The following is a 26,308-nucleotide window of genomic DNA, read 5'->3' on the forward strand; positions in this document are numbered from 1 at the left end:
ATTTACAGGGGCGTTGCCAGTTGAAAAAAATGAATTTTGAACTTAAAAACTGCATTTACAGTAAGGTAAAGCTACTTTTTAATTCCAAAACTACGTTGCCGTTGAGAAAAAATACGATTTTGAATTCCAAATCCACGTTTCCATTTGAGAAATGTGGATTTTTAAATTCAAAAGGCCTCTTTCCACTCGATTAATGCCTCTAAAAATTTCCAAATGGACGTTGCCACTCGATTAATGTATGATTTTGTCTTCAAAATTGGCATTACCACTCAAGCAATGTATCTAAAAAATTACCAGGACCATTTTCATGCGACAATGAGTGAAATCATTACTTTCTAATTCATATGGCAAAATATTAGCCAAATCTGAATAAAAACCTTAACAGATAAATAACAAAAAACCAGGCTGTAGCACTGTATTAACACTTTCAATTCCTTCAAAAAAATTGTACCTTAAATGGCATTAGCAGATTTAGTTACATTTAAAGGAGTATTATGAGATATTTTGTGGTGTTTTGCATGGTTCTTTGTTTGATTTTACTCCCCAATCATCATTCCAAAGCGCAACAGTATAGCTTCCAAAACTATTCCCTCGAGGAGGGATTACCTCAATCGGAAGTTTTTAGTTTAATTCAAGATAAAAAAGGCAATTTATGGCTGGGTACCAATGGTGGCGGCATTTCTCGCTTCAATGGTAAGGAGTTCATTTCTTACGATCGCCGTCATGGCTTGGCAGATAATAACATCAGGGCATTACATCAAGATTCCAAAGAAAACCTTTGGATAGGCACAAGTATTGGCATCAGTAGTTTTAATGGTGTATCGTTTAAAAACTATGGGATAAATGATAATGTTCCCAATGCGGTTTATTTTGCCATTTTTGAAGATAAAAAAGGTCGAATTTGGGCCATGGGAAATGATCAGAACAACAGACAACTCATTTACCGGGAAAAAGGCCAGTTTAAAGATTTTATAAAGGAGCACAAAGATGTTTTAAACAGAACACAGATAAGAACCATTCTCATGGATAATGAAGGAACCATTTATATCATTACCATTGATGGTTTATTCGAATTTAAAGATGAAGTCCTTTCTAGATCGCCACTTAATGATCTTCCTGAATTTGAAGGGCAAGTTGTAGTTCCTGCATTAATGGATGACAAGAATCAATTGTGGTTTTCAAATTTCATTCCGAATTATGGCTTTGTTTTCTATAAAATGCTTGATGGGAAACCACAAAAAATTGATCTTCCAAACAATGTTACGCCTCAAAATATTGGCTCAGTAACACTGGATTCCAATAATCGTTTGTGGATTAGTGTTTTTGGAACTGGAGTTTTGCTTATTGATGAAAAGTACAGCAAAATAATTGATGCAAGTCGTGGTTTGATTAATCCATTTATCAACAACATTGTTGAAGACAGGGAAGGAAATATATGGATGACCACAAGTGGGAATGGTTTGATTAAGTATGGCAATAATAAATTCCTATCCATCGATTTCACCAATGATGTTGGAGGCAATATTGTTCGAGCAATTATGCAAGATTCTAAAAACAATTATTGGTTCAGCATATCAGGAAAAGGAATCGTTCAGTACAAACGAAACGAACGAAAATCCTATACTCCCACTGACCATGCTGGTCTTTTAAACATTCGCGATTTTCACGAGCTACCCAATGGTAATATTTTAATGGCTGGCTTCAATGGTTTAATCGAATTTAATGGCTCAAGATTTCGAGAAGTATCGCAACGCTATGGATTGCCAGTTGGAACAGGCATTATAGATATTCTCGAAAAAGATGGAGAAATGTGGTTCACGACCCAAGGTTTTGGTGTGATACACTATAATAAAGCTGGCCTTAGAACTCAAATCACAACAGAAAGTCATGGTTTAAAAACCGATCAAATCACCAATGTTTTCGTAGATTCAAAAGGTCGTGCATGGTTCTCTCACTTCCAAGGATTAAGCATGTTCGATAAAGATACCGTAATCAACTTTGATGAAACCAATGGTTTAAATTACAAGTGGGTGATGCAAGTTACTGAAGATACCAATGGTAACATTTGGGCGGCTACTTTTAGCGGTGGAATTAACAAATGGGATGGAAACAAATGGAGCTACATCACCGCTGAGGACGGTTTGAGTTCTGACATTACATACTCCATCCTTACCGATAGAAATGGAACCATTTGGGTTGGTGCACAAAGTGGTGTCGATAAAATAAACTACAATGATACCAGTGCAGTAGAAAACATCAGGCACTACAACAAATTTGACGGTTTTGTAGGAGTTGAGAACAATGGTTCTTGTAACTATATCGACAAAAAGGGAAATCTTTGGTTTGGAACGATTAATGGCGCCATGATGTTTAGCCCAACCAAAGATGTTATTAACCCAAATCCGCCAATTATTCAATTAACTGACATTAAATTATTCTTCCGGAAAGTAAATTGGAGAGATGAAAAGTACAGCAAATGCATGTGTGGTGTTAACCCTTGGTTCCCGTTGCCACAGGATCTCAACCTAACACATGATATGCATCATCTCACCTTTAAATTTGAGGCATTAAGCTATAAAGCACCCGAGAAAGTAAAATACAAATGGAAATTGGAAGGCCTGGATCAGGAATGGTCACCAATAAGTGATAAAAGTGAAGCCATCTACTCCAGAATTCCGCCCGGAGAATACACTTTTAAAATAATGGCTTCAAATAGTGATGGAAAATGGACTTCATCTCCTTATGAATATCATTTTAAAATTAGACCTCCATGGTATCAGACATGGTGGGCAATTACTCTTGAGATTTTAGTTTTAGCTCTTGTAGTTTACCTGATTATGAGAGCACGAATTCGGAATATTCAACAGAAAAGAATCGAGCTTGAAAAATTAGTTACTGAAAAAACAAAAGAAGTTCGTGAGCAAAAGTTCGAAATCGAGGCTCAAAACAAAGTTCTCGCAGAACAGAAAGATGAAATTAGTGAACAAGCTCAAAACCTTCAGAAATCCTATATTAACCTGATTCATTTAAATGATATTGGCAAGGTAATTACCGCCAATTTATCTGTTGAAAGTATCATTGATACGGTATACGAATCGGTAAATGAATTAATGGATGCAGCCATTTTTGGAATTGGAATCTATCAGAAAGAAAGTAATAGTTTGGTGTTCCCAAGAATTAAAGAAGATGGAACAAATCTGGACTCGGTTGAATTCGCAATGGAAGACGATACCAGGTTGGCAATTTACTGCTATAAAGAACAAAAAGATGTATTCATTAAAGATTTACAGAAAGAGTATCGCAAATACATCACCAAAATTATTCCTATTGAGAAATCCGGAACTCCAAAATCTGTAATTTACCTTCCGCTTAAGGTGAAAAATAAAACAATTGGGGTAATTACAGTACAAAGCTTCAAGACCAATGCTTACCAAAACTATCATTTGTCTTTATTACAAAACATTGCAGTGTATGCAAGTATAGCAGTGGAAAATGCACAATCGTATCGAAAGATTGAAGCTCAAAGTAAAACATTACAAAAGGCCAACAAGGATATCAGAAGACAAAAAGAAGAAATACAAATTAAGAATGCGGAACTAACAGAATTGAACCATGAAAAGAACCATCTTATTGGGATCATTGCTCATGATTTAAAGAATCCTCTGACTTCAACAATATCAATCACCGAATACTTTAAGGATAAGATGGCTTCTGAGAATAACTCAGAGGATCTTGAAAATGTTTCATTCATGCTAAAAGCGCTGCAAAGAATGAATCAAATGATTTCAAAGATTCTGGACATAGGCGTAATTGAGTCAAAATCAATCAATCTTCAACTCGAAAAAACCAATTTAAAGAAGTTGATTGAAATGGTGAATTTGAATTTTAAAGATCATTTGCTACAAAAACAATTAAATCTGCAGCTTGATGTGAATGACACATATGCAATGGTAGATCCTAATTACATGACGCAAGTTTATGAAAATTTGGTTTCCAATGCCATTAAGTTTTCACCAAACAACAAGAACATTCACATTAAAATTTGGGAAGAAGGCGATAAAATCAGATCCTTGGTTAGCGACGAAGGTCCAGGTATTTCAGCCGAAGATCAAGGCAAATTATTTGGTAAGTTTCAAGTATTAAGCTCAAGACCTACTGGAGGAGAAAAATCAACCGGATTAGGTTTATCCATTGTAAAGAAATATGTGGAAGCAATGAAAGGAAAAGTTTGGTGCGAAAGTGAACCTGGAAAAGGAGCGAACTTTTATATTGATTTGGAAAAAGCCATCTAAAAGAAAATGTCCGACAATTGTCGGACATTTTCTTTTAGATTAAGGTTCAAAAAACATGTGTTGAATCTCAACACCTTCAATTGCGTAAATTTCTTTTTCGAACCGATCCATATCTTTTTCTGAGCCAATTACCTGAATTAAGATCAGACCATAAGGGTGACTTTCTGCATGCTCAACCTCATAAATACCTAACCTGGTTTTTATCGAGTTAACATATCGAGCCAGAATTTCTTGAACACAACCTTCTTCTTTATCCTTATCCCGGATAAGAATCCCAAAAATTCGAATTGTTGATTTAATCATCGTTACTGAATTTTGAATTAGAGAATAGTGCCTTAATAAGTTACGAAAAAAGCACTAGTTTATAAACTCAAAACCCAATGAAACAATTAGAAATAAAGGTCACGCTCCCCTTTTTTAACAAGTTCGAGACGCTCCTCAAGCTGCTCAACTTTTTGGGTATCTTTTAGCTCTTTCTTCTTTAGTTCGATTAACTTATATCCTTTTTCTTTCATTTCAGGAGTACCGTAATCTTCCAGATATTCAGCAAGAGTAAGAATTGCATTCTGAGTACAATATCTCTTGATAAAGCCAGGAACAGAAAATTCCATAAAATGTTCACCTGTTCTTCCCTTACGATAACAAGCCGTACAGAATGATGGCAAGTATTGCTTGTCTAAAAGCTCATCAATTACTTCTCCAAGACTTCTGGTATCACCAATCTCGAATTGTTCATGATCTAACTTCTGCTCTTCTCTGGATTCCTCGCTATACCCTCCCAATTGGATATTGGTACCTGCATCAATTTGCGATACTCCTAGTCGGATTACTTCTTCACGAATCTCTTGAGTTTCACGAGCTGTTAAAATTAATCCTGTGTATGGGACCGCCAGCCTTAAAATTGCAACCAAACGAATGAAATCTCCATCACTTACTTCAAATTTTGGATCAATCGTAGAATCCGAAGCTGCTTTAATTCTAGGAAATGAAATAGTATGTGGACCAACATTGTAACACGCCTCGAAGTGATTTACATGGCGAACCAAGCCCATCACATCAAATTTCCAATCGAAAAGTCCAAACAAGGCACCAATTCCGACATCATCAATTAATGCCTCTTGTGCACGATCCAAACCTGTAAGTCTCCAATCAAAATCTGCCTTCTTACCACTGATATGGTAACGCGAATAAGCCTCTCTGTTATATGTTTCCTGGAATATCTGATAAGTCCCAATTCCAGCTTCTTTCACTTTCTTATATCCTTCTATATCCAAAGGAGCAGCATTAATATTCACACGACGAATTTCACCGTTGCCAGATTTCACCTTATAAACCGTTTTCACGGAATCCGCAATAAAATCCGCATCATACATTGGATGTTCACCATACACCAATATCAAACGCTTCTGCCCATTATCTTCCAATGCCTTTACATCGCTAATAATCTGGTCATGTGAAAGAGTAGTTCTTTTTTGCTTTTTATTAGATGCTCTAAACCCACAATAAGTACAATTATTGGTACACTTATTTCCAATGTACAAAGGAGCAAAAATTACTATTCTATCACCATAAACTCTCTCCTTTAAGGTACGAGCACCTTCTTTAATTTCCTCAATTAATTCAGGATCTTCAGTTTTCAAAAGAGCCGCAGTCTCCTGTAAACTCAGTCGATTCTTATCAAGTGACTTTTTAATAATTCGACGAACATTTTCCTTAGATGCGTCAGCTTCTTCAAGCATTTCCCAAATTTCAGATTCATCGATAAAAGGTTTCATCCTCTCATCTTTAATCCGATACTCTTGAGGTTTGTAGATCATTTTCATGTTATTCGCTGTATATCTTCAACTCAAGTGCTAAACAACATTTGAGTTGTATAGTATTTTGTTAGTTTTCAGCACAAAATTAATCATTATTATTTTGAAATGATTACAAATTGGAGTTTGAGGTCCAAATTTTCTATTTAAAATTCAAACACAAAAAAAACCCTTGGCTTCTCCAAGGGTTTTATTTTTATATCTGATATGTTATTAATGATATTTTCTCTTTATAAACCAATTTTCGAACAAGTTCAATTCAATATTAATTCGTCCATAATCTTCTCTCACCAGATTATTGGCAGTTAAGCCCATTTGTCCAAATTCAAATGACATATTAATCATTCCTTTTCCTCTTGCCAATGGCATACCTACACCAAAACTAAATCCTTTTGTTTTGATTCGTTCATCTCGCACTCTCATGTAGCCAGTATCATAAAATGCACCGAAACGATAGGTTAACTTCTTGAAGAACTTGGTTGCATAACCATCATTTGCTTTATATATGGTTGCAAGTGAAAACTTATTACGATCAACCAATTGATTCTCCTTCTCGAATTTTTTAGTTTCGCTCCATTTTTCTAGCAGATAATCGGCTCCCACCCAAAGTTGTTTACCTTTTTTCATCCCTAAAGATACACTATAAACCTCAGGAACATCATATCTTCCACGATCAGTATCATTGTATTTTATTACACCCAAATTCACCACTTCAACTTCTCTTTTAGCTCTAACCCCTACCTTAGGTTGATATTTCATTCCCAAAATAATAGAGTTATCCACAAAATTGAATTGATATTGTGCACCAACATTAAAATTCAATCCAGTTGATATTAATTTTGAGCTATTTAAGTAAGTTGAAGCACCACCTCCTCTAGGAATGATTGACTCATCTCGACTATTATTTCCAAATATATAAATCCCATTTACGCCTAAAGACAAGTTCTTCGTAATTCTAAAACCATTTGACAATACTAATTGATTTAGGCCTCCGGTTCCTTTTAAGGAACGAATTATATAGTCTGATCCTCCTTCTACATATTCTATATTAGTAATATCATAACCTAAACTTGTATATGGAACTAATGAAACTGCTACACCATAACCAGGTGCCGCCCTAAAACCAAATGCTAATTTCGAAAAATTTAAGTCATTAAAAGTATCATCATCATTCCCCTGCTTTAGCTTACTAAATTTAGCAGTCATTCCAAATTGAAATATAAACTTCAAACTATCTAACTGAGAAAGTGCAGCTGGATTATTTATATTTAGAACACCTCCATCACTATATGATAGACTTGCTAACCCTGCAGGGTTAATAATATCTTGAGTCATCAATTCTCCATAGCCATAATAAGAATACGGAGAACTTGTGTTATTTTGTGCTGACAGATCAGAGGACACATAGATCAATCCAATTACTATCAAAAAGCAGATTTTACCAACAGATTTTAAGCTTTTCATCAATCTAGCCATATATATTTTGTAAATATTTTTCTTAACTCTTTTATTTATCGTTGAATTACGTATGTAACCTTCAATCTAATTCTAAAATCCGAACTTGGATCATCTTCAATAATTAAACGATCATAAGTATTACCAACACTCTCCAATGGAAATCCAATCAAAATAGCATCTTCATATTCTTTACCGTTTACGAGAATATTATTCACATAAGAAGTTAAATCAGCCGTATAATATGTCTCGTTCTTATTTTGATAATTCTTCATAAGAACAAAACTCAAAGGCGTATTATTCGATCCTGGTAAAGTTGATTTGAACTCATTATCTTCATTTGTATTGTATAACAACAAGTTCGTTTGACCATCTATTGCAGGCGGCAAAGGAAATAATTCATCATCAAAGCTATTATTCTTCGGATACATTCTCAACTCTGCCCTTAAAACTCCTCCCGTTATACCAAGTGTTTTTAGATTTTCTATGTAAGGAATATTAATTTTAGTATACAGCCCCACACCACCTTGTATAAAGGTTAAATTATCTGTTTCATCAGATTCTAAATCATTTTTTTGCTCTTCCAATTTATCCAATTGCTGTGGAGTAGACGACCTATCGGATAAATAGTTTGTAAAAGTCCAACTTTCATCTGTTCCAGCTAGTACAATAGGAAAGTCATGAAACTTTTGCCTACCAGCCTCTTCATAGTCCGTTTCACTATAATATAATCTTAATCGCACTTTATTATCTCCAATTGGAACTTTCCACATTACACTATTATTATCCCCTGAACGAATAACCAACCCCTTAATGTATTTGTGCCAATGTTTTGGCTCTACAACTGTATCACTTTCTGCATTTACTAATTCTACAATTTCCTCCCCCAATGAAATTGCTTCTTCGTCATCCATTTTTATATAAATTCCTTTACCATAATATTCTCCATAATAATCGATCTCTTGATTTTTACCGTGAGAATCTATCACATCATCAAAATCAGATTGCTTGACTGGATTGAGGAAGAATTCTGTATCCAATAAAGGTGTTTCATTATAATCGAATTTAGAATGAGCATAAAAGAAGTTCTCATTATCTGGCAACTTGATATTTTCGGTTAATCTATTAATTATCAAACGCTGTACCTTTAATGTATCGCCAAAATATTCCTTATTAGGATATGCCATAAAAACCAATGAGTCAAATCTTATAGGAACCTTTACAGATACATTATCCACTTTTTTAACAGGCTTGGGAAACCCTCCTTTAAAGTCCAGCACGCCGTAATACTCCGATTTTACATCACCAAGAAATTCATCTTGATATCTCCCAAGGATAGCATTACTGAATCTTGATGTAATCACAGAATCCAAGATTACAGTTGAACTTTTTATCGTAAGACTATCAATAAGAACAACTTCTGAACTTTCATCAATAAGGTTATCACCTATCTGATGTTCTTCAAAGTTGTTAGAGTTACAACCAACAAAAAAACTTAATGTTAACAGCAATAAAAATACTTGGTTTGTTCTCATTCTCATAATTTAAAATATTAATCATATAACTTAAGGAGTGAATTGCAACTTATGATTAATTATCAACCTTTGTCATATTTTTGGATAACGCACAAATATAAATAAAATATTGAGACTATCGAATTTATTCTTTAATTGGTAAAATTTGTTAAATACCGCTTATTTTTACTATCTGAAAATGAACTTATGGATTTTTATTTTATATTTGTCGTCTACATAATTTAGGATGTTTTAAACACTAGTAAGAAATTAAAAATTAATTGATAAAATCATAACAAATGAAACAACGACTATTAATAGTATTATTTGCATTATCTCTGTTTTTTACCAGCTGTGGTAGCGATAATGATTTAGTGGGTAACTGGATTAAAAGTTCTTCATTTGAAGGACGTGCTAGAAGCGGTGCAGTAAGCTTCGTAATTGGTGATTACGCTTACGTTGGTACAGGTTATGATGGAAAAGACGCATTAAAGACGTTTTACAAGTACAGCCTTCAAGATGGATGGAGTAAAGTTCAGAGTGATTTCCCTGGAGCAGCAAGAAGAGAAGCTGTAGCTTTCGAAGCTAACGGAAAAGTATATGTTGGTCTTGGAGTAGATGATGATGATGAAAGGCTAGGTGATTTTTACGAATTTGACCCATCTACAGACACATGGAATTCCACTGCTGTTGATATGACTGGTGGACCATCAGCAAGACAAGGTGCTATTGCTTTTACAATTAATGGTATTGGATATGTTGGTACTGGTTACGGATTTCAAGAAGGTGAAGATCGAACAAACTTAAAAGACTTCTATAAATTTGATGGAAGTTGGACTAAAATTGCATATGATGGAGAAAAAGCTAAAAACTCCACTGCATTTGTTATCGATGACAAAGCATATATCGTTTCAGGAGAAAACAGCATGAAATATGTTTGGGAATACGATCCTGCAAAAGTTACCAACACATTTAATGGATGGACCAGAAAAGAAGATCTTGATGATGACAACCGTTGGGAAGATGTACAACGTTCACAAGCTGTTTCATTTGTAATCAATGGCAAAGGTTATATTGCAACTGGTAGAAATTCTGGCTTATCAAGAGAAGTATGGGAGTATAACCCAACTAGAGATGAGTGGGATGAAAAAACAGCACTTGAAAGCCCTGAAGTGTATTCAAGAGAGGATGCTGTTGCATTTACATTAAACAATAGAGGTTTTATTACTACTGGTACAGTTGTTGGTACTGGAACTTACTATGATGACATGTGGGAATTCAATCCTACAATGGATGAAGACGATAAGGATAACTAGAAATTAATCTTATAATCTCAAAAGCCGTTTCGAATTTGAAACGGCTTTTTTTTTATAACTTAATATGAAGAAACTTGAGATTACTGAGCAAATACAAGTTTGTCATAAAACTTCTATCATTTAAAAGCATTTAAGTAACTTTATAGTAGACCTAATTACAATAAAGTTTAGCTGCTTAAAACAAGAATAGCACAGAAAAAATCTAATATATTGATGTTAATTTATAATTTATTTAACAAGTTTTAACTTTTACTTGTTAATAAACGTTAACAAAAAACCCTCCGGCAAAACTACCGGAGGGTTTAATTTTATATCAAATCAGATATTTACGATTGATACTCTTTGATGATATCTGCTACATCACCAGCAGCAACACGTCCATAAACACGCTCGCCGATAGTAACAACTGGCGCTAAACCACAAGCTCCTACACAACGCAAGCAACTAATAGAGAATTTACCATCCTCTGTGGTTTCTCCCACTGGCACATCAAGCTGACGCTTGAATTCTTCCAATACTTTTTCGGCACCTCTTACATAACAAGCAGTTCCCATACAGATTGAGATTGGGAATTCTCCTTTAGGTACCATTGAAAAGAATGAGTAGAATGTTACAACACCATAAACGTGAGCAACAGCTACATTCAATTCACGAGCAATGATTTCCTGAACTTCTGCAGGCAGGTAACCAAAAGTCTCCTGAGCCTTATGAAGCACATTAATCAACTCGCTTCCTTCATTATTAAATGATTTGCAAATCTCCACAAGCTTATCCACTTTGGATTTTGCTAATTTAATTTTTGCCATAATATAAACTCCTTATATTGTTGGATTTCAAATCCTGATGGTTCAAAATAATTTATTCAATCTCGATTTCATTACTCTTATCGAAGTAATGAGTATGTAACAACTTATGAGATAATTCACTACATGGTTTACCCAAGAATTCTTCATACAATTTAATAATGTATGGATTCTCGTGTGACTTACGGATTGCTTTTCCTTCATCTTCGCGATAAAGAGCAGCTGCACGTTTCTTCAAAATTGAAGAATCGCCATGGTGTAATGGCTGACCACCACCACCAATACAACCACCAGGACAAGCCATAATTTCAATTGCATGATATTGTGATTTACCATCTCTGATATCTTCAAGAAGTTTACGTGCATTACCTAAACCATGAGCAATACCAATGTTAATTGGAAGACCATCGAAATCTACAGTTGCGCTACGGATACCTTCCATACCACGCAATGCATCGAAATCAACCTTTTCAAGAGTTTTTCCTGTATAAACTTCGTAAGCAGTACGAGCAGCAGCTTCGATTACACCACCTGTAGCACCGAAGATTACACCAGCACCAGTTGATTCACCAAGTGGATTATCAAAATCTTCTTCTGGAAGAGTTGTTAAATCCATATTAGCTTGCTTAATCAAATTCGCTAACTCACGAGTAGAAATTGAATAGTTTACATCAGGATCACCATCTACTTTAAACTCGTCACGCTGACACTCATACTTTTTAGCCAAACAAGGCATAATTGATACAACAATCATATCCTCACGCTTCACACCCATCTTATCTGCAAGATAAGTTTTAGCAATAGGGCCAAACATTTGCTGTGGAGAACGAGCTGTTGAAGGAATATCCTTCATATCTGGGAAGTGGTGCTCGAAAAAGTTCACCCAACCTGGACAACATGAAGTTAAGATAGGAAGTTTAACATCCTTATCTCCATCAAGGTGTTTCTGCAAGCGCTCAAGCAACTCAGTACCTTCCTCCATAATTGTAAGATCGGCAGCAAAATCAGTATCGAATACGCTATTGAAACCTAATCTGCGTAATGCAGAAACCATTTTACCGGTAACCAAAGTACCAGCTTCCATTCCAAACTCTTCACCCAAAGCAGCACGTACAGCAGGAGCTGTTTGTACAACAACAGTTTTCTTAGGATCAGCAAGATCTCTAATCAATTGATTCGTGTGATCTTTCTCAGTTAATGCACCTGTAGGACATACAGCTACACACTGACCGCAATAAGTACAAGTTGATTTCTCTAAATCCATTTCGAAAGCTGGAGCTACAACAGATTCAAAACCTCTGTTTACTGCAGAAAGAGCTCCTACAGTTTGTACATCATTACACATTGTTTCACAACGACGACACATGATACACTTATCCATATCACGGATAATAGATGGAGAGTAATCTACTTTATAAGTTGACTGTTCACCTTTGTAGTGTAATTCGCGTACGCCAAACTGGTGCGCCATGGTTTGCAAATCACAATTTCCTGATTTTGCACAAACCAAACAATCAAATGGGTGATCAGAAAGCATCAACTCCATTACAGTTTTACGAGCATTTAACACTCTCATGTTGTGAGTATGAATAACCATTCCTTCCTCACATTTTGAGTTACAAGAAGGTGCCAAGTTACGACGTCCTTCTACCTCAACAACACAAATTCGACATCCGCCAGGCTTGTGTTCAATGCCCATATCACCCAAGTGCATATAACAAAGCGTTGGAATTTCAATTCCTAACTCCTTTGCTGCTTCATAAATAGTAGTTCCCTGAGGTACTTCTATTTGTTTATTATCAATGGTTAATTTGATCATTTTTTCCATTTTAAGATCCTCCTTACTGAATGCTAATCGCATTAAACTTACATTTCTCCATACAAGCACCACACTTGATACACTTAGCTGTATCGATAATGTGAGCTTCCTTACGATCTCCGGCAATACAATCAACCGGACAGTTGCGAGCACAAAGAGTACATCCAACACAAAGTTCAGGATCAATTACATATTGCATTAATGCCTTACACTGACCTGATGGACACTTATGTTCCTCAACGTGAGCAATGTATTCATCGTAGAAGTTTTCAATTGTAGAAAGAACAGGATTTGGTGATGTCTGTCCTAAACCACAAAGAGAAGTATCTTTAATTACAGTACTTAAGTTTCTCAATAAATCAAGATCTTCCTTGGTACCTTTACCTTCGGTAATTTTATCCAATAATTCGTATAAACGCTTGTTACCTACACGACATGGAGTACACTTACCACATGATTCTTCAACAGTAAAGTCAAGGTAGAATTTTGCAACAGAAACCATACAGTCATCTTCGTCCATTACAATCATACCACCTGATCCCATCATAGAACCAACAGCAAGAAGGTTATCAAAATCAATTGGTGTATCCAAGTGTTTTTCAGTCAGACATCCACCTGATGGACCACCTGTTTGAACAGCCTTGAATTTCTTACCATCTTTGATACCACCACCAATTTCGTAAATTACTTCACGAAGAGTAGTTCCCATTGGCACCTCGATCAAACCTACGTTATTAATCTTACCTGCCAAAGCAAATACTTTAGTACCAGTTGATTTTTCTGTACCAATTTTGTTGAACCAACCAGCACCCTTATTAATAATAACAGGAATGTTAGCAAAAGTTTCAACGTTGTTTACGTTTGTAGGCTTTCCATTATAACCAGATTCCGCTGGGAATGGAGGCTTAACAGTAGGCTCACCACGAAGACCTTCCATAGAGTGAATCAATGCAGTCTCCTCACCACATACGAAAGCTCCAGCTCCATAACGCATTTCAACATCAAAGTTGAAACCAGAACCAAGAATATCATTACCTAACAAACCATATTCTCTAGCTTGAGCGATAGCCACTTTCAAACGTTCAATTGCCAGTGGATACTCAGCACGGATATAGATCACACCTTTATCAGCACCCATTGTGTAACCACAAATAGCCATTGCCTCTAGTACTGAGTGTGGATCTCCCTCAAGGATAGAACGGTCCATAAATGCTCCTGGATCTCCCTCATCAGCATTACAAACTACATATTTCTGATCAGCATCGTTTTTAGAAGCAAATTCCCACTTCAAACCTGTTGGGAAACCTCCACCTCCTCGTCCGCGAAGTCCAGAGTCCTTAATTTCATTGATTACTGACTGTGGAGTCATCTCAGTTAAACACTTTCCAAGAGCTGCGTATCCTTCAGTAGCAATATATTCATCGATATTTTCAGGATTAATAAAACCACAGTTACGCAATGCAATACGAATCTGCTTTTTATAGAATCCCATATGCTTAGAGTCACTAACAACTTCCTTCTTTTCAGGATCGGTATAAAGTAAACGCATTACTTTACGTCCTTTAATAATATGCTCTTCGATAATTTCTTCTGCATCTTCAGGCTTCACTTCAATATAGAAGGTATTATCAGGAAGAATTTTTACAATCGGTCCTTTTTCACAAAATCCAAAGCAACCTGTCATTACTACCTGAACTTCTTCTTCAAGCCCTTTAGCTTTTAGAGCATCCTGTAGATTATTTTGAATAGCCTCACTTGCAGATGCACGACATCCTGTACCTCCACAAATAAGAATATGCATTTTATACTTTTCCATAATTGCGTTTTCTTTTGTTAGTTGTTGTCAATAGTTTTGTAGTTAACAGGAATAATGCCGTCTACTAATTCACCCTGCTTGATGTACTTTTCAATAACTTCATCAGCTTTCTTAAGATCAACATCTCCAAAAACAACAGGTTCTTTACCTGGCATTGTTACTTCAATTGTTGGTTCTGCATAGCAGTATCCCATACAACCTGTCTGCGTAACAATAGAATTAATACCTCTTTTGGCTGTAGCTTCAATTAGAAACTCCATTACCTCTTTTGCTCCTGATGCAATTCCACAAGTTGCCATACCAACTTTAATTTGCACCTGAGCTTCCGGATCGTTGCTCTTCTCCCTAAGATCCATCTTTGCATGCAGCTCTTCTTTTATCTTCTTCAGATCTGCAAGGGATTTAACTTTTGCCATAATCTCAAATTATTAAAGGTTAGAATTTAATTATCTATATAATATTGTGTTTAGGTTCTCTTTAATCATTTCCTTTAAGTATTGCATGATATTCGGATCTGAAACCGGCATATCGTCCAAAACTTCCTTTACTTCTTTCGTATCAAAAATATATTCACCCTCATCGGTAATATGCGTATAAATAAAATCCATTTCCGGATTCGCTCCTACCAACAAAACCATTGTTCCCGCTATATCTCCTAATGTAGGACGATCAAGGTGTTTGTGAGAAAAAGTTGCTTCCAATTCAGTCCCAACACCTTCTTTCGAACTGATTTCCATCCTTCCTCCTGTCATTTCCGCATTTTGCTTTAGCAAAGGCAGGCCCAACCCAACCTTTCGTGTGGTTCTGGTTGTAAAAAATGGATCAATCGCCTTTGCCAGCATCTCTTCAGACATTCCAAAGCCATTGTCTTTAATTGAGATTGAAAACAAGTCTTCTTTCATACTTTCTGTAATTTTCAATTCAACCAAAGATGCTTCAGCTCTCACTGAATTCTGGATGATATCCATAATATGCATCGACAAATCTTTCATTTTTCAATCTCTACTTTTCGGCCTTTTTCTGATCTCAACGCTTTCCTTACTTCACAAAAACTTAATTCTTCCATAAAAAAATTAGTCCACGTATTGCCTATATTTTCAATATAATGAGCATCCGAACTTGTAATAAAGTTGTATTTGCTCAAATACTTATTCTTTTTTAAGAACTCTTCTTTTGTTATATGATGAGAGAGTTCCAATGCATCAACGTTCAAATCGGCAGGTAAAAACCCTAATTGACTTATGATACTGTTCATCATTTTATTGATATGAGCAGGAATAAATAATCCTTCTAAATCATGAACTTTTCTTTCAATTTCTTCAATACTCTGACTCAACCCTGAAATCAAGAGACATTCTACCTCATCAACAATTTCTTCTTTCTCATTTACTACCACCTGATATCCAAATTTATTTTCATCATTAGGTATTTTTGGTAAGTGCTGATCTAAGTATTTCTGAAATTCAGAAAGTTTTACCTCATCCTCAAAAAAGCACAAACAATGTACCTCTTCCTTGGTGGTTACCTCTGCTCCCATCAAGACCATAATTCCTTCCTTTGCAGCCAATTCTTTAATTAGCGGTGCATGCAAGGTCGAATTGTGGTCCGTTATTCCCAATATGTCAATTCCACGTTCACTGGCTTTTTGAACAATATTAACCGGGCTCATCTCCAAGTCTCCACAGGGAGATAAAACAGTATGCGTATGCAAATCTGCCCGGTACTTTCTCATTCTATTTTGCCTGATTTATGATTTCATATAGTTTTCCTGTTAGCTCAAAAGCTTCCTCCTCTGAAGAAAGAATTGGAATTCCTTCCTCATTACTTTGTTCTGCAGCATCTGCTTCTGGTTCATAACCTTTTACCAAAACAATGGCTGCCAATTCTTTTAAAGAAGCAATTGCCATGATATTCTTGTGAGTTTGCAATGTCACCCAAACATGGTTTTCATCTGCATTTCCCATAACATCGCTTAACAAATCCGAAGTGTAACCTCCTTCTATTTCACGATTCAATCCATTTGCTCCTGAACAAACTTTCAGTCCTAACTTTTCAACTATATCTTGTACTATCATGGTATTAATGATCGTTTAAATTCTTTTTTTCAAACCTGCTTTTCCCCCAAGTGTCTTCTGAAATATCAAATGATTCCTGAGGAGATATTAAACCTTCTTTGGTTAACATCTTTTGAAGAAAAACACATTGTGTCATCTTAGCCTTTCCCTGAACCACATCTTTCGCCAAAGCCTGACAGCGTGGTGCCCCACAAGCTCCACAATCGATTCCGGGAAGAACTTTCATAATACGATTGATTTTCTTCATCTTCTTCATGGCAACCATCATATCCGAATCTAAACTTAAAATCGATCGTGGTTCCACTTTATTTATTCCAATATTCTCCTGAAGGTATGTTTTATACAAATCAATTTCTCTTTCCGGCATAATCATAGGCTTGTTTCTATGATACCAAGCAGCACGTTTTCTCAAGCGTTCAATTGCAAGAAAACGATTCTCGGCAGCTAGTACTCCTCCTGCACAAGAGTGATCACATGCTCGAAGTTCCAAAAAGTCCACATCGGTTATTTCTTCGTTCTCCAACTTTTCCAAAACCTCAATTACATTATGTATCTCATCAATAGCCAAACACCTTCCTGAATACCTTGATGCCTCACCCGCTGTTAGCGTCCAACCAATGCTTCTTCGAGACATATGTATATTTTCCGGGTATTTTTTTGTTTCCTTCTTACTATTCTTAATACTAAGCAGAACCTTATTGTAGATGAAATCCATATTAATAACTCCATCTATTAAAGATTTCTCCTCTCCTACAGGACTTTTTACCGCTGCAATTTTTGCAGCACAAGGAGTCACGTAAAAAATCCCTATTTCTTTCTGGGCATATCCTTTATCTTGTAGTTTCTTGCGATAAAACTGAGCTGAAATATCAATTACAGGTTTTAACTGAATGATATTATCCACAAGAGCTGGAAATTTAACCTGTATCAATCTAACAATTGCTGGACAAAAGCTAGATATAAAAGGTCTCTCCTGATGATGCTTGTGCATAAATTTTTTAGTAGAATCAATCAATACATCAACAGCACCATCCACCTCATAAACATGCGTAAATCCAAGGTCTTTGATTTCATTGTAGATTTGAACCTCAGAAACGTCATCTGGAAATTGCCCCAATAAAACAGTAGGCAAAAGAGCTACTCTCTGTTTGTAGTTGAATATTTGAGTAAAGTCATCCTGCTCCACAATAATCGCATTAACAGGACAAGCTTTCAAACATTCACCACAATCAACACAAGCATTTTTATTAATATCAGCAGTACCATTTTTTACACGAATAGCAGCAGTTGGGCATACGTTCATACAGTGTGTACATCCCATACACACTTCATCAACTACTTTTAATGCGTGATAAAAATGAATCTGCTCCATTATTCTATCCGAAATAATTTATGATTTCAAGCTCTGTACCAACATCAACCTTGCTAGTAATATTCATTTGATCAGAATTACGTTTGATGTTTGGCAATCCCATTCCGGCACCGAACCCCATTTCTCTTACCTGTGGAGAAGCTGTAGAATATCCTTCTTGCATGGCCTGATCAATATCTGGAATTCCTGGACCTTTATCTTCAATCTTTACGACAATCTTGTCAGTGTCGATATCCACGTTCATATTGCCTTCAAATGCATGAGCTACAACATTAACTTCCGCCTCATACAATGAAACAACTGTTCTCTTTATAATCTTAGGATTTACATTTAGCTGTTTAAGGATTTTTTTCACTTCACTTGAAGCTGATCCTGCTTTAGAAAAATTACCACCCTCTATTGCAAACTTAAATTCCATTCCCGTCTATTAATATACAGGTTGTAAACCTATCTCATTTAAAATTGAACAAGCTCTGAACATTGAATGTCCACATTCGATTAAAGTAATCTCATTCTCACATGCCAATTCTTTCATTTCCTCTGTCGCTTTCTTATCTCTTACAAATAAAATGAAAGATATATCAGACATTTCAGATGTACGAATGGTCTGCAGATTATTTAAACCCGTTATTAAAAGAAGATTTTCTGTATCTAATGTTAGTACGTCACTCATTAAATCCGAAGCAAATCCAAATTGAATTTCTTGATCCATATCACTGCTTCCACAAATAACACGTGCATTAAGTCTATCAACCATATCTGCCACTTTCACCATTACTGCAGTATTAAGTTATGTTTATCTTTTCAATCTTTCTTAATGGCACTAAGATAAGAATTTGAGGTATATTAATAAATGATATTTAAAGGAATAGATTTATTTTAATCAAATACATAATTAGTCTAAATAATACCCTATAAACTATCAATTCTAAATAAAAATACGATCGTGTTTTTAAGTCTTAATTTTCAAAACATATTTAGAAATTAAGATTAAACTGTTAGCTTGTTATTATTAAGAAGGAGTTTTTTTTAAGTATATTCGTCAGATATCAGAAAACATTTGGCTTAATTAGCAAATTATTTCTTTAATTAATGGGAAGAAAAACACAACATATATTGGTCTTAATTCAAGATCAAAATTATATCAGAAAAGCCATAGTGCATGCATTTAAGCTAGCATCCATATTTAAAACAGAGATAGCATTTACCCAAATTTCTAAAAACACTTCCGATAAAAAGCTACCAATAAGTTTAATCGATGAACTGAATACGGAAAACATAGCTTACAAAGAAATATCATTAGGAAACTTGGCGCTTGAACCTAATAACACAATAAAACAACTGGAAGCTATTTTTATAGTTACTGAGTTTGCAAAAGGTAAACTTTCAACTTTTAAAAGGAATGAAGTTTTCAAATATCTATACAAGGCTAAAATCCCAAGCATACTACTAGGAGAAAAAAGCGAGGTAAAGTGTAATTACCAAAATATAACTGTACCAGTTGATTTTAAAAGAGAAACAAAAGAAAAAATGATTTGGGCAAGTTATTTTGGACGCTTTAATCAAGCAGTAATTCATTTATTTGTTGCCAATCACAAGGCTGAATCAGCTCAACGAAAAATTAAAGCTACACTAATTTTCACAAAGAGAATGTATGAGCAATTCAAGTTTGATTATAAAATTGTTAAATCAGAGAGAAGTAGTAACTGGTTGAGGCAAGACGCCTATTCATTTTCAGAACAGTTCCATTCTGATTTAATGGTTCTCCTATCTCAAAAAAATGATGGATTACTAAATAAATATTTTGGCCCCAACGAGATCAAAACATTCCTGCGCAAAAAAAGAAACCCAATTCTTTTTATTAATCCATTAAAGGATTACTATCTACCATGCAATTAGTTAGAAAATAAGTGAGAAGAAGATAAAATTTACCAACCAATAATCTATAAACAAGATTCGTAATTTCTAAAATAGAATATTAACTTTATAGTTAATTATTACAAACAGACAAACAACATCAACTTTAGTTTTCTTTTCATGTCTGTTTAATTATCAAACAAAAAAAAAGGAATTACTCAATCGGTAATTCCTTTTTTACACTTAAAATCTTGCTTTATTTTACAATGTTCATTTCATCAAGCAAATAACCTGCTCCCGCAAATTTATCTACAATAAACAGAACATATCTAATATCAAGAGATACATTTCTACAAATCTCAGGATCGTACATTAAATCAGACATCACACCTTCCCATGCGCGGTCGAAATTCAATCCGATCAACTCTCCATTTGCATTCAGAACCGGACTACCTGAGTTACCTCCTGTAGTGTGATTGGTAGCTGCAAAACAAACAGGCATTTCACCTTTGGCATTCGCATAATCACCAAAATCTTTTGAATCATAAAGATCTATTAATTTCTGAGGTACATCGTAATCAAAAATTTCAGGATTATCTTTCTCGATGATTCCTTCCAAAGTTGTGTAGTGAGAATAGCTTACGGCATTTCTTGGTTTGTAACCAGAAACTTTACCATAGTGAACTCTGAAAGTTGAATTGGCATCAGCGTAGAATACCTTTTCAGGTTGCATTTTCATTAAACCAGCCATATAAGTACGCTGTAGCTTATCAATCTGATCCATGATTTTATTGTAATCAGGTGCTATTTTAGAGCCATAGAAAAACGAGATGCTATTTGATAACACAAACAATGGATCCTTGCTTAATTTTTTAGCTTGAGAAACTTTATAATTCTCAATAAACTGATCCAATTTAGGTTGACTGGCGAATATCGATTTTGCGAAAGCCTTTTCTGCATAAGCCTTAAAATCTCCTTTGTATTTTTTCTTGATATTCTTTATCTCCTCAGGTAAAAACTCATCGGATAAATTGTCGCTATACATCTTTAAAGTTGCTGCCAATAATTTCTTCTCCGTTGGAAGGTTAAAGTTCTTAAAGAATTTTGCGCTTTCCTTTTTCAGTTTTTCTAATTCAGGTTGAGCTTTAGCAGCATCTTCTTTCTTAAGAGTTGATAATGTTTTGAATTTACCAGCTAAACCAACAGTTTCAGCTCCTCTTAATCCTGCTTCAATTGCATAATCCCTAGCCAAACTAAGTGGAGTTACTTCGTTGTAATAAGCTTTCATTTTAGCCAGAATACCTGCATATCTCTTCTTAAATTCAGGAGTAGAGTTTGCCCACTCTTCAAATTTCTTCTCAAGAATCTCTTTCTTCTCAATTGCATTCAATCGCTTTAATCCTTTAATCTCGCCTTGCCATCTTTTCCAAGAATTTGCAACACCAGCATATTTAGCCGAATATTGAATTCTAACCATTGGCGAAGCATCCATATCCGCGCGCATCAAATCCAATTTCTTGGTTCTGATTTTAATTTTATGAGGATTATCAACCTCTGTCATCATTTTTAAGGCATAAGATGTCAGGTATTCTGTCGTTGTTCCCGGGTATCCAAAAACCATAGTAAAATCATCCTGATTCACTCCTTTTAATGAAATTTTGAATGACTGCTTAGGTTGTAAAGGCACATTATCTTTCGAAAATGAAGCAGGCTTATTGTCTTTTCCTGCATAGATTCTGAACATTGAAAAGTCACCAGTATGACGAGGCCACATCCAGTTGTCAGTATCACCACCAAACTTACCAATTGCTGAAGGAGGAGCTCCTACCAAACGTACATCTTTAAAGATTTCGTATACTGCCATAAAATACTGATTACCGTTGAAATAAGCTTTCACACTTGCTCTGTAGTGAGTATCTTTTTCAGCCTTTTCCACAATAGTTTTAATGTGTTTTTCAATTAGCTTTTGACGATCAGATTCTTTCATGCTATCAGTTACACCATCCAATACCTTTGCTGTAACATCAGCCATGCGAATTAAAAACGAAGCTGTAATTCCTTCATTAGCCAATTCCTCTTCACGACTCATGGCCCAGAAACCATCTTTCAAATAGTCATGCTCAAGAGTTGAGTGCGATTGGATTGCACCATATCCACAGTGGTGGTTGGTGATCATCAAACCTTGGTCTGAAACCAATTCACCAGTACAGAAGTGACGGAAAGGTCTTCCCTCTCTCCCAAGGCCAACCACAGCATCTTTTAAACAAGCCTGGTTAATGTCATAAATATCTTCAGCAGTTAGCTTGAAACCAGCTTTCTGCATATCTTCAATATTATACTTCTTTAAAAGCATAGGAATCCACATTCCCTCATCTGCTTTCACAGTGCTTCCAATAAGCAATAATGCTGATAATAGAAGCAAACTAATTTTCCTCATAATGGTCTATGTTTTAGTATAGTTGTTTAAAATTTTGATAACTCTTCATACAATCGTTGAATTGGCAAACCAACAACATTAAAATAGGATCCTTCGATCCCATCAATGCCAATAAAACCAATCCATTCCTGAATGCCATAGGCTCCAGCTTTATCGAAAGGTTTATAATTATCGATGTAATAATCTATTTCTTGTATTGACAACTCTTTAAAGTGAACATTGGAAGTAGTGGCAAAACTCACTTTTTTCTCTTTACTTTTTAAGCAAACTCCACTAATCACCTGATGTGATCTTCCTGATAATGCACTCAACATCTTAAATGCATCTTCTCTATCTTTAGGTTTTCCCAGAATCCAATCATCAATACATACAATGGTGTCTGCCGTAATTACCAATTCATTGTTTGTAAAATCAGATTCGAATGCGGAGGCCTTTAATTCAGCCAAGTAAACAGGAATTTCTTCAGGAGACAATGCTTCAGGATACACCTCATCAACATCTTTTGTCCTGATTTCAAATTCTAATCCCAACTCCTTTAACATTTGATGTCTACGCGGAGATTGAGATGCAAGTATTAAATGATAATCTTTAAGATTATTCAACATGGTTCTAATAATTATGAGTTATAAGTGATGAATTATGAATTGATTCCATAACTAATCATTATAATTTTTCAACAATATAATTGACAACAAAGGCATAAGATATCCCTGCCAGAAATGCGAATCGAAGTAAAAATTTACCTAGTTTAAAAAGTTCTCCTTCTTTAAATTTAGCTACTCGATATGCTAATAAAATCAGTGGTAAAATGATCAGTATCCCAAAATACCATGGTGTAATTTTATCCACAGGAGCATTTAAGAATTGATACCAAACACCAAAAACTGATACTGATAAGAATAATATCAATGCTACAATAATCACTTTTGTCCATTTTAAACCAATTACTGCAGGCAAACTTTTTCTTTTTATTTCCCGATCTCCTTTTAAGGAAAGCATATCTCGGATAAATTGACCAATCAACACTCCAAAAAAGGCAAAAAATGAAAATGCTCCAACCCAATACATCAAGTAATTAAAGTTGGTTTTAGAAGCCAGCAAAACATCAGCATAAGTTTTATTCAAAGGTGGTATTTCATAAATTACAACCAGTAAGGGTACCGTTGCAACAACCATTGCCATAAGGATACTTCCCAACAAAAAGTAATACTTGTACGAAGTTGAATAAAACCAAAGCAAACCCCCAGCCATAAAAAATATGAACACGAACTGCCAATGTCCTACACTGTAAGATACATATCCGCCAAGCAAAATTGAAATGCCAGTTAATACCTGATGCATTGCCAAAGCAATTCTTCTGGTAATCTTTCTTCCTACGATTACATCTTTCTTGTTAAAACGATCAGCCTTTGTATCAAAATAATCGTTAATAATATAACCGGCCGCCGCCATAGTAACAGTTGCCAAAACCAAAATGGCAAAATCAACATCGGAAAACTGTAGCTTAATTCTATTAATCCCCAAAATTGGTTCTATAATAAAATAGCGCATTACATACTGAACCAATGCTATAATTAGCAGATTTGGAAAACGAATTAGTTTCAAAAAATTACTCATGATTTTAGCTATTTACCGAATCAATATCTCATTTGTAACTATCCATTATTATACTCAAGGTATTATTCATTGATAATTACTAATTCTTAATTGTTTTAGATGCTTTGTATATTTGTATCAGATTCGTACCACTTTGAGTGAGCTCTTAACACCTGCTCAATTACATCGCGCACACATCCATATCCTCCATCTTTATCTGAAATGTAATTTGATATTGCTTTAATTTGCTCAACTGCATTTGCAGGACAAGTAGGAACCCCAATTCTCTTCATCACCTCAAAATCAGGCAAGTCATCGCCCATATACATGATATGGTCCGGATCTAAATCATGTTTTGAAATGAAATCTTCGAAATCTTTCATTTTGTTCTTTGAAGCCATATAAATATCGGTCATTCCCAAACCTTGGTAACGCTTTTCAACAGCATCGGAAAAACCACCGGTAATAATGGCTACAGGATAGCCTTTCTTTATTGCATACTGAATAGCATAACCATCCTTAGTGTTTGCTGTACGCAACATTTCACCATTGGAATCAATCACAATCGATTCGGTTGAAAGCACTCCATCAACATCAAAAATGAAAGCCTTTACTTTCATTAAATCTTCCTTAAAAAAAGCCATATTTTATGTGTGTAAATTGTTCTATTTCTTTTCTGAATGCATCGTAAAAATGCTTTCACTGACAAATCTATATATTTTTTGAAAATCAGGTAAATCTTTTAGCTCATTCTCGTGTTTTGTCATTATTTCTTTGTCGAATCGGATGGCAGGTCCGGTTTGAGCAGATACCGGATCAAGCTCCTGTACCTTTTCTGCAGTTTCCTTGATGAGTGGTTTCAACAAATCAAAATCCACATCCTTCTCTGCCAACAGCTTTTGCCCAATACTGTACATGTGATTGGCAAAATTGCAGGTAAATACTGCCGACAAATGCAATTGCTTTCTTTGCTCAGAATCAATCAGGTGAATATTAGTCGAAATTCTTTCTGCCAGCTCCATCAAATCCTCTTGCAAACCCAAATTATTGGATTCTATACAAATGGGAATGCTTGAAAAATCAACTTTCCGATTTTTTGAAAATGTTTGTAGTGGATAAAACACACCGTAACATTCGGTGTAATCATCAAAAATATCCATTGGAATACTTCCTGCAGTATGTACAACATCACCAATTGGTATTGGCATTTGATCTAATACCGGCTGCAAAGCCTTATCGCTTAATGCAAAAATGTACAAATCGGCATTTACAACCAGATTCTTTACATCACTTAGCGCAGTAGAGTTAACTTTCTCGGCCAAAATTGAAGCCGATTGCATGGTTCTGCTATATACCTGCATGATATTCACACTTGCATCGTGTAATGCAATGGCCAATTGTGTTGCCAAATTTCCTGCTCCCAGAATTACAACTTTGTTAATCTTACTCATAGTATTATTTAAGGCCCAATTCCTCGGGCGATGCAGCAATTTTCTTTAAAGGCACTTTTCCTTTATCAATCATTTTAAATAGCTTTTCGCATCCTTTCACTAAATCTTCATACATATCCTCGGCAACCAAAACCAATCTGTCATCTAAAAAATCAAGATGATCTGCCTCTTCAGGCTGATCGGCTCTTGAGCAAAGCAACAAAGATTTACTTGGCACAAAAGAATGTGTTAGCTGGTTTCTCAACTTATCGTACAACCAATGATCTTTATTCACAGCCCTATATTCATTCCCCATAAGGATATTTAATGATTTTGAAAATCGTTTTGATGATTGGGCACGAGCTTTTAATGGCTTGTTATCCATAAAGCATCCTAAGGCTTCAATGGCTTGTCCCATAATGATAAACGAAAAGAAATAGAATCCTTCCTTTTGAAGTCGTCCTATTTCATCAATAAAAATCCTTTTAATAAATTCTTTTTCTTCTTCGGCTTGCGATTTATCCATGCAACAAATATAATTATAATACTTGTCTTCACTATGTGCTTTAACTCCCTGGTTTGGACTTTCAATAATCCAATTCTACAATTGGGGACCACCTTGCTCTTCTAATAGTGCAATTCTACAATTAGCTTGATCGCTTAGTACTTCCAAGATTGCAATTCTACAATTAGGTTGACCGCCTTGCATTTC

General features: G+C 35.2%; 23 protein-coding genes. 3 read left to right on the forward strand and 20 right to left on the reverse strand.

Annotation, left to right across the window (positions count from 1 at the left end; genetic code table 11):
* The first annotated feature begins 494 nt into the window (after positions 1-494).
* The gene (locus tag BXY64_RS19085) at positions 495-4,292 is read left to right on the forward strand and encodes a sensor histidine kinase (protein ID WP_120241571.1); all 3,798 of its coding nucleotides are present in this window, start codon (positions 495-497) and stop codon (positions 4,290-4,292) included.
* Between the two features lie 39 nt (positions 4,293-4,331).
* Here BXY64_RS19085 and BXY64_RS19090 read toward each other — a convergent pair whose 3' ends face one another.
* The 4 genes from BXY64_RS19090 to BXY64_RS19105 all read right to left on the reverse strand — a co-directional run bounded on the left by BXY64_RS19090 (position 4,332) and on the right by BXY64_RS19105 (position 9,096).
* The gene (locus tag BXY64_RS19090) at positions 4,332-4,595 is read right to left on the reverse strand and encodes a hypothetical protein (RefSeq protein ID WP_120241572.1); all 264 of its coding nucleotides are present in this window, start codon (positions 4,593-4,595) and stop codon (positions 4,332-4,334) included.
* 86 nt (positions 4,596-4,681) lie between these two features.
* Positions 4,682-6,115 (reverse strand): [FeFe] hydrogenase H-cluster radical SAM maturase HydG, encoded by a 1,434-nt coding sequence (gene hydG / locus BXY64_RS19095; RefSeq protein WP_120241573.1) that lies wholly within the window; start codon positions 6,113-6,115, stop codon positions 4,682-4,684.
* A gap of 204 nt (positions 6,116-6,319) precedes the next feature.
* Positions 6,320-7,582: a porin family protein gene (locus BXY64_RS19100; RefSeq protein ID WP_120241574.1), complete on the reverse strand. Its 1,263-nt coding sequence runs from the start codon at positions 7,580-7,582 to the stop codon at positions 6,320-6,322.
* A gap of 35 nt (positions 7,583-7,617) precedes the next feature.
* Positions 7,618-9,096 (reverse strand): DUF4270 family protein, encoded by a 1,479-nt coding sequence (locus BXY64_RS19105; protein WP_170150711.1) that lies wholly within the window; start codon positions 9,094-9,096, stop codon positions 7,618-7,620.
* Positions 9,097-9,374: 278 nt separating this feature from the next.
* On the opposite strand from BXY64_RS19105, the gene BXY64_RS19110 reads away from it, so the two are divergent.
* Positions 9,375-10,391 carry a Kelch repeat-containing protein gene (locus BXY64_RS19110; protein WP_120241576.1) on the forward strand — a complete coding sequence of 339 codons (1,017 nt, stop codon included), beginning with the start codon at positions 9,375-9,377 and terminating at the stop codon, positions 10,389-10,391.
* Positions 10,392-10,717: 326 nt separating this feature from the next.
* On the opposite strand, the gene BXY64_RS19115 is transcribed toward BXY64_RS19110, so the two are convergent.
* The 10 genes from BXY64_RS19115 to BXY64_RS19160 are packed head-to-tail and all read right to left on the reverse strand — an operon-like array spanning position 10,718 to position 19,051.
* A complete protein-coding gene (locus BXY64_RS19115; protein WP_120241577.1) occupies positions 10,718-11,197 on the reverse strand; it encodes an NADH-quinone oxidoreductase subunit NuoE family protein in 480 nt (159 codons plus the stop codon).
* 52 nt (positions 11,198-11,249) lie between these two features.
* Positions 11,250-13,013 (reverse strand): NADH-dependent [FeFe] hydrogenase, group A6, encoded by a 1,764-nt coding sequence (locus BXY64_RS19120; protein WP_282016658.1) that lies wholly within the window; start codon positions 13,011-13,013, stop codon positions 11,250-11,252.
* Between the two features lie 22 nt (positions 13,014-13,035).
* The gene (locus tag BXY64_RS19125) at positions 13,036-14,829 is read right to left on the reverse strand and encodes an NADH-quinone oxidoreductase subunit NuoF (protein ID WP_120241578.1); all 1,794 of its coding nucleotides are present in this window, start codon (positions 14,827-14,829) and stop codon (positions 13,036-13,038) included.
* A gap of 17 nt (positions 14,830-14,846) precedes the next feature.
* Positions 14,847-15,245 carry a (2Fe-2S) ferredoxin domain-containing protein gene (locus BXY64_RS19130; RefSeq protein WP_110360354.1) on the reverse strand — a complete coding sequence of 133 codons (399 nt, stop codon included), beginning with the start codon at positions 15,243-15,245 and terminating at the stop codon, positions 14,847-14,849.
* A gap of 30 nt (positions 15,246-15,275) precedes the next feature.
* The gene (locus tag BXY64_RS19135; RefSeq protein ID WP_120241579.1) at positions 15,276-15,821 is read right to left on the reverse strand and encodes an ATP-binding protein; all 546 of its coding nucleotides are present in this window, start codon (positions 15,819-15,821) and stop codon (positions 15,276-15,278) included.
* Positions 15,818-16,561 carry a PHP domain-containing protein gene (locus tag BXY64_RS19140; RefSeq protein WP_120241580.1) on the reverse strand — a complete coding sequence of 248 codons (744 nt, stop codon included), beginning with the start codon at positions 16,559-16,561 and terminating at the stop codon, positions 15,818-15,820. The genes BXY64_RS19135 and BXY64_RS19140 overlap by 4 nt, the downstream gene beginning before the upstream one ends.
* Before the next feature lies 1 nt (position 16,562).
* Positions 16,563-16,904 carry a DRTGG domain-containing protein gene (locus BXY64_RS19145; RefSeq protein ID WP_120241581.1) on the reverse strand — a complete coding sequence of 114 codons (342 nt, stop codon included), beginning with the start codon at positions 16,902-16,904 and terminating at the stop codon, positions 16,563-16,565.
* Positions 16,905-16,908: 4 nt separating this feature from the next.
* Entirely contained in the window at positions 16,909-18,276 is a 1,368-nt protein-coding gene (locus BXY64_RS19150; protein ID WP_120241582.1) for a [Fe-Fe] hydrogenase large subunit C-terminal domain-containing protein, read from the reverse strand.
* Between the two features lie 4 nt (positions 18,277-18,280).
* The gene (locus tag BXY64_RS19155; protein ID WP_120241583.1) at positions 18,281-18,694 is read right to left on the reverse strand and encodes an ATP-binding protein; all 414 of its coding nucleotides are present in this window, start codon (positions 18,692-18,694) and stop codon (positions 18,281-18,283) included.
* A 9-nt stretch (positions 18,695-18,703) separates the two neighbouring features.
* Positions 18,704-19,051, reverse strand: coding sequence for a hypothetical protein (locus BXY64_RS19160; protein WP_170150712.1), 348 nt, complete (start codon positions 19,049-19,051; stop codon positions 18,704-18,706).
* 317 nt (positions 19,052-19,368) lie between these two features.
* On the opposite strand from BXY64_RS19160, the gene BXY64_RS19165 reads away from it, so the two are divergent.
* Entirely contained in the window at positions 19,369-20,175 is an 807-nt protein-coding gene (locus BXY64_RS19165) for a hypothetical protein (RefSeq protein ID WP_120241584.1), read from the forward strand.
* Between the two features lie 214 nt (positions 20,176-20,389).
* On the opposite strand, the gene BXY64_RS19170 is transcribed toward BXY64_RS19165, so the two are convergent.
* The 6 genes from BXY64_RS19170 to BXY64_RS19195 form a co-directional block, all read right to left on the reverse strand.
* Positions 20,390-22,570 carry a S46 family peptidase gene (locus tag BXY64_RS19170; protein WP_120241585.1) on the reverse strand — a complete coding sequence of 727 codons (2,181 nt, stop codon included), beginning with the start codon at positions 22,568-22,570 and terminating at the stop codon, positions 20,390-20,392.
* A 26-nt stretch (positions 22,571-22,596) separates the two neighbouring features.
* Positions 22,597-23,175, reverse strand: a complete 579-nt coding sequence (locus BXY64_RS19175; protein ID WP_120241586.1) for a Maf-like protein — start codon at positions 23,173-23,175, stop codon at positions 22,597-22,599.
* 58 nt (positions 23,176-23,233) lie between these two features.
* On the reverse strand, positions 23,234-24,187 hold the full coding sequence (locus tag BXY64_RS19180) for a UbiA family prenyltransferase (protein ID WP_120241587.1): 954 nt from the start codon (positions 24,185-24,187) through the stop codon (positions 23,234-23,236).
* A gap of 95 nt (positions 24,188-24,282) precedes the next feature.
* A complete protein-coding gene (locus BXY64_RS19185; protein WP_120241588.1) occupies positions 24,283-24,810 on the reverse strand; it encodes a KdsC family phosphatase in 528 nt (175 codons plus the stop codon).
* A 21-nt stretch (positions 24,811-24,831) separates the two neighbouring features.
* Positions 24,832-25,617 carry a Rossmann-like and DUF2520 domain-containing protein gene (locus tag BXY64_RS19190; protein WP_120241589.1) on the reverse strand — a complete coding sequence of 262 codons (786 nt, stop codon included), beginning with the start codon at positions 25,615-25,617 and terminating at the stop codon, positions 24,832-24,834.
* Positions 25,618-25,621: 4 nt separating this feature from the next.
* Positions 25,622-26,122 carry a hypothetical protein gene (locus BXY64_RS19195; protein WP_120241590.1) on the reverse strand — a complete coding sequence of 167 codons (501 nt, stop codon included), beginning with the start codon at positions 26,120-26,122 and terminating at the stop codon, positions 25,622-25,624.
* Between the last annotated feature and the right edge of the window lie 186 nt (positions 26,123-26,308).

It is taken from the genome of Marinifilum flexuosum, from assembly GCF_003610555.1.
GTDB lineage: Bacteria > Bacteroidota > Bacteroidia > Bacteroidales > Marinifilaceae > Marinifilum > Marinifilum flexuosum.